Here is an 8,094-nt window from a genome sequence, read left to right on the forward strand (position 1 = left end):
CCGGCTGGGCGCTCGGGTCAGCGCGCCACGACTTAGTTGTCGTAACCCAGGTTCGGCGCCAGCCAGCGTTCGGTCACGCTCAGGTCCTGCTCCTTGCGGGCGGTGTAGCTGGCGACCTGGTCCTTGTCGATCTTGCCCACCGCAAAGTACTGCGCCTGCGGGTGAGCGAAGTACCAGCCGCTGACGGCTGCTGCCGGGAACATCGCGTAGTGCTCGGTCAGGAACACGCCGCTGCGGCCGGCGTGCATCTCCTGGGCCTCAGGGTCCAGCAGCTGGAACAACTGGGCCTTCTCGGTGTGGTCCGGGCACGCCGGGTAACCCGGGGCAGGGCGGATACCGCTGTACTGCTCCTTGATCAGCGCTTCGTTATCCAGCACTTCGTCCTTGGCGTAGCCCCAGTGCTCTTTACGCACCTGCTGGTGCAGCCACTCGGCGCAGGCTTCGGCCAGGCGGTCGGCCAGGGCCTTGACCATGATCGAGTTGTAGTCGTCGCCGGCGTCCTGGTAGGCCTTCGCCACTTCTTCAGCGCCGATGCCGGCGGTGGTGATAAAGCCACCGATGTAGTCGGTCACGCCGCTGTCCTTGGGCGCGACGAAGTCGGCCAGGGAGAAGTTCGGCTTGCCGTCGGTCTTGATGATCTGCTGGCGCAAATGGTGCAGCCTGGCAATCGGCTGGCCGTCATCGCCGTAGACTTCCAGGTCATCGTCCTGCACCTGGTTGGTCGGCCAGAAACCGAACACCGCGCGGGCGCTGATGAGTTTTTCGTCGATCAGCTTCTTGAGCATTTCCTGTGCGTCGGCGTACAGCGCCGTCGCCGCTTCACCCACCACTTCATCGGTGAGGATGCGCGGGAACTTGCCGGCCAGGTCCCAGGAGATGAAGAACGGTGTCCAGTCGATGTACTCGGCCAGGACGTTGAGGTCGATATTGTCCAGCACCTTGGCGCCGGTAAACGTCGGCTTGACCGGCGTGTAGCTGCTCCAGTCGAACTGCGGCTTCTTGGCGATGGCGGCCGGGTAGCTCAGGCGCTCGGTGCGCGCGCTGCGGTTGGAGGTGCGCTCGCGCACGTCGATGTATTCCAGGCGGGTTTTCTCGACGAATGCCGGCTTCAATTCCTTGGACAGCAATTGCGTCGCCACGCCCACGGCGCGGGAGGCGTCGGTGACGTAGATCACCGCGTCGTTGCTGTACTTCGGCTCGATCTTCACGGCCGTGTGGGCCTTGGAAGTGGTGGCGCCACCGATCATCAGCGGCAGGTGGAAATCCTGGCGCTGCATCTCGCGGGCGACGTGCACCATCTCGTCCAGGGACGGGGTGATCAGCCCGGACAGGCCGATGATGTCGCACTTCTGTTCCTTGGCCACCTGCAGGATTTTCTCGGCCGGGACCATCACGCCCAGGTCGACGATGTCGTAGCCGTTGCAACCCAGCACCACGCCGACGATGTTCTTGCCGATGTCGTGCACGTCGCCCTTCACCGTGGCCATCAGGATCTTGCCCTTGGCTTCCGGCTTGTCGCCTTTTTCCAGCTCGATGAACGGGATCAAGTGGGCCACGGCCTGCTTCATCACCCGGGCGGATTTCACCACCTGGGGCAGGAACATTTTGCCGGCGCCGAACAGGTCGCCGACGATGTTCATGCCGGACATCAGCGGGCCTTCGATCACCTCGATCGGGCGCGCGAACGACTGCCGGGATTCCTCGGTGTCTTCGACGATGTGGGTGGTGATGCCCTTGACCAGCGCGTGTTCCAGGCGCTTGTTGACTTCCCAGCCACGCCATTCTTCGGTCTCGGCTTCCTTGACGCTGCCGTCGCCCTTGTACTTGTCGGCAATGGCGAGGAGGGCGTCGGTGCCTTCCGGGGTGCGGTTGAGCACCACGTCTTCCACCGCGTCACGCAGCTCGGCCGGGATCTGGTCGTAGATCTCCAACTGGCCGGCGTTGACGATACCCATGGTCAAGCCGTTGCGGATCGCATACAGCAGGAACACCGAGTGGATGGCCTCACGCACCGGGTTGTTGCCACGGAACGAGAACGACACGTTGGAAACGCCGCCGGAGGTCAACGCATACGGCAGCTCGTCGCGGATGTAGGCACAGGCGTTGATGAAATCGACGGCGTAGTTGTTGTGCTCTTCGATACCGGTGGCGACCGCGAAGATGTTCGGGTCGAAGATAATGTCTTCCGGCGGGAAGCCGACTTCATTCACCAGGATGTCGTAGGAGCGTTTGCAGATTTCTTTCTTGCGCGCTTCGGTGTCGGCCTGGCCGGCTTCGTCGAACGCCATCACCACTACCGCCGCGCCGTAGCGCTTGCACAGCCTGGCGTGGTGAATGAACTGTTCCACGCCTTCCTTCATGCTGATGGAGTTGACGATGCCCTTGCCCTGTATGCACTTCAGGCCGGCCTCGATCACTTCCCACTTGGAGGAGTCGATCATGATCGGCACGCGGGAGATGTCCGGCTCGCCGGCAATCAGGTTGAGGAAGGTCACCATGGCCTTCTTCGAATCCAGCATGCCTTCGTCCATGTTGATGTCGATCACCTGGGCGCCGGCTTCCACCTGCTGCAGGGCGACTTCCAGGGCTTCGGTGTAGTTGTCTTCACGGATCAAGCGGGCGAAGCGGGCGGAACCGGTGATGTTGGTGCGCTCGCCGACGTTGACGAACAACGAGTTGCGATCAATGGTGAACGGTTCCAGGCCCGACAGGCGGCAGGCCTTCGGAATGTCCGGGATCGGGCGCGGTGCGTAACCGGCCACGGCCTTGGCGATGGCTTCAATATGACCCGGGGTGGTACCGCAGCAACCACCGACGATGTTCAGGAAGCCGCTCTGGGCGAATTCTTCGATGACCTTGGCGGTTTCCGACGGCAGTTCATCGTACTCGCCGAATTCGTTGGGCAGGCCGGCGTTCGGGTGGGCGGAAACGTGGGTGTTGGCCTTGTTCGACAGCTCTTCCAGGTACGGACGCAGCTCGCTCGCCCCCAGTGCGCAGTTCAGGCCCACAGACAGCGGCTTGGCGTGGCTGACCGAGTTCCAGAAGGCTTCGGTGGTCTGGCCCGACAGGGTGCGGCCGGAGGCGTCGGTGATGGTGCCGGAGATCATGATCGGCAGTTCGACGTTCAATTCTTCGAACACGCCCTGTACGGCGAAGATCGCGGCCTTGGCGTTGAGGGTGTCGAAAATGGTTTCGATCAGGATCAGGTCGGCGCCGCCTTCGATCAGGCCTTTGGTGGCTTCGGTGTAGTTTTCCACCAGCTCATCGAAGGTCACGTTGCGGTAGCCGGGGTTGTTTACGTCGGGCGACAGCGAGCAGGTACGGCTGGTCGGACCGAGCACGCCGGCGACGAAGCGCGGCTTGGCCGGGTTTTCCAGGGTCTTGGCGTCGGCGATCTTGCGCGCCAGGCGCGCGCCTTCTACGTTTAATTCGTAGGCGAGGTCTTCCATGCCGTAGTCGGCCATGGAAATGCGCGTGGCGTTGAAGGTGTTGGTTTCCAGGATGTCGGCGCCGGCATCCAGGTAGGCTTTTTCGATGCCGCCGATCACGTCCGGACGGGTGATCACCAGCAGGTCGTTATTGCCCTTGACGTCGCTCGGCCAGTCGGCGAAGCGTTTGCCACGGTAGTCCTGCTCTTCCAGTTTATAGCTCTGGATCATCGTGCCCATGCCGCCGTCGAGGATCAGGATGCGTTCCTTGAGGGCTTGGTGGAGGGCTTGCAGACGAGCGCTACGATCGGGCATGGGACTACTCTGGTCAGGTATTACGGAGGGCGAAGATCATAACAAACCTGTGCGCTTTTAGAGCATGTGCTGGGTTTGCATGAATATCGCTCATGTTGGCGGGGGCGTTACATCGGTAGAATCGACGGGTTTTTCACTGCACGCATTGAATCGGGACCGGAAACATGTCACTTCGCCTCATCGTCAGCGCCGCGTTTGCGCTGTTCGCCCTCACCGCACAGGCAGAAGGTCCCGCCCCGGCGATCTCTTATACCCGTGACATCCAGCCGATCTTCACCGAGAAATGCGTAGCCTGCCACGCCTGCTACGACTCGGCCTGCCAGCTCAACCTGGGCAGTGCCGAAGGCGCCGCACGTGGCGCGACCAAGGTGCCGGTGTACGACGGCGAGCGCAGCCAGGCCAGCCAGCCCACCCGTTTGTTCTATGACGCCTTCGGCAAAGCCGCCTGGCAGCAAAAGGATTTCTACTCGGTACTCGACGCCCAGGGCAGCCAGGCCGCACTGATGGCGCGCATGCTGGAGCTGGGGCATAACGCGCCGCTTGCGCCCAACGCCAAGCTGCCCGACGACATCGTGCTGGGCCTGAGCCGCGAAAACACCTGCCCGATGCCGGGGGAGTTCAACGCCTACGCAGGTAACCACCCGAAGGAAGGCATGCCCCTGGCCGTCACCGGCCTGACCGACCAGCAGTACCAGACCCTGCAACGCTGGCTGGCCTCCGGCGCACCGATCGACGAACAAGGCCTGGCCCCGAGTGCCAAGGAAGCCTTGCAAGTGCAGCAATGGGAAAACCTGTTCAACCAGCCCGGGGCCCGGGAAAGCCTGGTGGCGCGCTGGTTGTTCGAGCACCTGTTCCTTGCCCACATCTACTTTGAAGGCGGCGAACCGGGGCATTTCTTCCAGTGGGTACGCTCGCGCACCCCGAGCGGGCAGCCGATCGACCTGATCAACACCCGCCGCCCCAACGACGACCCGGGCACCCAGGTGTACTACCGCCTGTGGCCGGTGCAGGGGGTGATCGTGCACAAGACTCACATCACCTATCCGTTCAGCGCCGAGAAGATGGCCCGGATCAAGTCGCTGTTCTATACCGATGACTGGCAGGTGCAAGCCTTGCCGGGCTACGGGCCGGGCCGGCGCGCAAACCCGTTCGAGACCTTCGAGGCGATTCCGGCCAAGGCGCGCTACCAGTTCATGCTGGATAACGCCGAATACTTCGTGCGCACCTTTATTCGCGGGCCGGTATGCCGGGGCCAGATCGCGACAGACGTGATCCGCGACAACTTCTGGACCCTGTTCCAGGACCCCGACCACGACCTGTATATCACCGATGCCCGCTACCGCGGCCAGGCCACGCCGTTGCTGGCGATGCCGGGGCAGATTGACGATGTGGGCAGCGTGCTCAGCCTCTGGCTCAAATACCGCGACAAGCGCAACGAGTACGAGGCGTTGCGCCGGGACAGTTATGCCGACCTGCCGCCGCCGAGCTGGTCGAGCCTGTGGGCGGGCAACGACAACGCCTTGTTGAGCATCTTCCGTCACTTCGACAGCGCCTCGGTGACCAAGGGCTTGATTGGTGAAGTGCCGCAAACCCTGTGGCTGTTCGACTATCCGCTGCTGGAGCGCACCTACTACCAGTTGGCGGTGAATTTCGACGTGTTCGGCAACGTTTCCCATCAGGCCCAGACGCGCCTGTATTTCGACCTGATCCGCAACGGTGCCGAGCAGAACTTCCTGCGCCTGATGCCGGCGGACTCGCGGGATGACTTCCTTGACGATTGGTACCAGAACAGCGGCAAGGTCAAGCTGTGGCTGGACTATGAAGCCATCGACGATGACAAGCCCACGGGCCTCAAGCTCGATGAAAAGGACCCCAAGCGCGACTTCGCCAACCAGTTGCTGGCCCGCTACGGCGACCTGAACGCCAGCCCGGACCCGATCAACCGTTGCGTCAGCGCCTATTGCTCGCGTCCGGGCATTGACCCTGCGTTGCAGGACGCCGAACAGGCCCTGAGCCGCCTGACCAACCGCCCGGCGGCGGGGCTCAAGGTGATCGACCTGTTGCCGGAAGCGACCATGCTGCGCATCGAGACCCGCAGCGGCAAACGTGAGATGTACAGCCTGTTGCGCAACCGCGCCCACAGCAACGTGGCCTTTATGCTCGGTGAGGCTTATCGCTATCAGCCGGGCCTGGACACCGTGACCATTTATCCCGGCGTGCTGAGCAGCTACCCGAACTTCATGTTCAACATTCCGGCGCAGCAAGTGCCGGAGTTTGTCGCGGCCATGGAGAATGCCAAGGACGCCAATCGCTTCGAGAAGATTGTCGACCGTTGGGGCATTCGCCGCAGCCATCCGCAGTTCTGGCAGTACTTCCACGACCTGTCGCAGTACATCCGCGAAACCACGCCGGTGGAAGAGGGCGTGCTGGACATGAACCGCTACGAGAATCTTTGATCGACCTTTGACCGTCGACGGCTGTCCCAAGCCATAGGCACCTGAATAACCGGTGTCGAGTGTTGGGAGAGTGGGTCGACGATGTTGATTTCAGTACAGGCACTGCGCGCCCTGGCGGCCTGGACCGTGGTAGGTCATCACTTCATGCAGATTTTCTTTGGCTTTAAGGCCGATTCGGCGCTGGGCCACCTGTTTGTCGACAAAGGTGCGGCGGGCGTGGATGTGTTTTTTGTGATCAGCGGCCTGGTGATCTTCCTCTCCACCGAGAACAAACAGCTGCCGCCCTGGCGATTCCTGCTGTATCGCCTGCTGCGAATCGTCCCGGCCTACTGGTTCTACACGCTGTTGATGGCGCTGCTGGTGGTGTTTGCGCGGCCGGTGTTGCCGGACCAGAGCGTCGATGCGGCCCATGTGTTGATGTCCTTGCTGTTCATACCTTCGGAAAATCCCGGTGGTTATGGGGTGTACCCGACCTTGAACGTCGGCTGGACCCTGAACTACGAGATGCTCTTCTACGTGCTGTTTGCGTGGGCGTTGCTGTTTCGCCGGCAGTGGCGGGTGCTGGTGGTGGGCGCGTTGTTGTTCGCGGTGTGCCAGGCGTGGACTTCTTTCGGCTGGATCAGCGAATTCTATCGTTCGGACATTGTGTATGAGTTCCTGCTGGGGATAGGCATCGGCATGCTTTACCGCAAGGGCTGGATTCGCCCCGGGCTGTGGCTTCCATTGCTGGGGATTGCGGGGGCATTGCTGGCGATCTATCACTGGCCGGCATCGCCGCGGGCCCTGACCTGGGGCTTGCCGAGTGCGGTGCTGGTGGTGGCCTGTATCTCGATGGAACGCTATTTCGAGCGCAGCCGACTGCTCAAGGTGATGGGGGATTGTTCCTACTCGGTCTATCTGATGCACGTGCTGGTGTTGTCCGCCGGCGGTTTTGTCGCCCAGCGTTATGGGGTGAATGCCTACGTGATGCTCGGCGTGTGCGTGGTGCTGATCGCCCTTGGGTCGCTGGCCAGCTATCACTGGCTGGAAAAGGGCAGCTATCGTCGGCTCAAAGGCTGGTTCGATGGCGACGAACGGTTGGTGCTTTCCCGACAAAAATACTAGGACTTTGTACCTCGGTAATAATTTGGCGTAAACTGCCGGCAAGCCTGCGAGGAGTTTCCATGACCGCCATAACCATTACCGACGCCGCCCACGATTACCTGGCTGATCTGCTGTCGAAGCAGAACACCCCGGGCATTGGCATCCGCGTCTTTATCACCCAGCCCGGCACCCAGTACGCTGAGACGTGCATTGCCTACTGCAAGCCGGGAGAAGAAAAACCTGAAGATACGGCGTTGGGGCTGAAAAGCTTCACCGCGTATATCGATGCGTTCAGTGAAGCGTTCCTTGACGATGCGGTGGTTGATTACGCCACGGATCGCATGGGCGGCCAACTGACCATCAAGGCGCCGAACGCCAAGGTGCCGAATGTTAATGCGGATAGCCCGATTAACGAGCGCATCAACTATTACCTGCAGACCGAGATTAACCCTGGGTTGGCCAGCCACGGTGGTCAGGTGAGTCTGATTGACGTGGTTGATGATGGTATTGCTGTGTTGAAGTTTGGTGGCGGTTGCCAGGGCTGCGGCCAGGCGGACGTGACCTTGCGTGAGGGTATTGAGCGTACGCTGCTTGAGCGGGTTCCGGAGCTCAAGGGTGTGCGGGATGTGACTGACCATACGCAGAAAGAAAACGCCTACTACTAAGGGTGTTCGCTGCGGATGTGAAAAACGGCGCCCCGTGAGCGTCGTTTTTTTATGGTTTGGATTCAGGGGGTTGCGTTAGGGTTGTGAGGTTTTAGGTTAGGTATGTTGTGTACATATCCGTTATTTAGGTAACGGCGGCTTATGGTT

4 protein-coding genes are annotated in these 8,094 nt (G+C 61.3%); 3 read left to right on the plus strand and 1 reads right to left on the minus strand.

Features of this window, described 5'->3' with window-relative positions:
- Window positions 1–32 precede the first annotated feature (32 nt).
- Window positions 33–3,743: a methionine synthase gene (gene metH / locus HX873_RS20435; RefSeq protein WP_177080999.1), complete on the minus strand. Its 3,711-nt coding sequence runs from the start codon at window positions 3,741–3,743 to the stop codon at window positions 33–35.
- 164 nt (window positions 3,744–3,907) lie between these two features.
- Here metH and HX873_RS20440 point away from each other — a divergent pair, with 164 nt between their 5' ends.
- The 3 genes from HX873_RS20440 to nfuA all read left to right on the plus strand — a co-directional run bounded on the left by HX873_RS20440 (window position 3,908) and on the right by nfuA (window position 7,947).
- Window positions 3,908–6,199 (plus strand): fatty acid cis/trans isomerase, encoded by a 2,292-nt coding sequence (locus HX873_RS20440; protein WP_003210812.1) that lies wholly within the window; start codon window positions 3,908–3,910, stop codon window positions 6,197–6,199.
- 81 nt (window positions 6,200–6,280) lie between these two features.
- The gene (locus HX873_RS20445) at window positions 6,281–7,303 is read left to right on the plus strand and encodes an acyltransferase (RefSeq protein ID WP_003210814.1); all 1,023 of its coding nucleotides are present in this window, start codon (window positions 6,281–6,283) and stop codon (window positions 7,301–7,303) included.
- 59 nt (window positions 7,304–7,362) lie between these two features.
- A complete protein-coding gene (nfuA, locus tag HX873_RS20450; protein ID WP_003210817.1) occupies window positions 7,363–7,947 on the plus strand; it encodes a Fe-S biogenesis protein NfuA in 585 nt (194 codons plus the stop codon).
- Window positions 7,948–8,094 lie beyond the last annotated feature (147 nt).

The organism is Pseudomonas sp. P7758, from assembly GCF_013386485.1.
In the GTDB taxonomy this organism is placed as follows: Bacteria; Pseudomonadota; Gammaproteobacteria; order Pseudomonadales; family Pseudomonadaceae; genus Aquipseudomonas.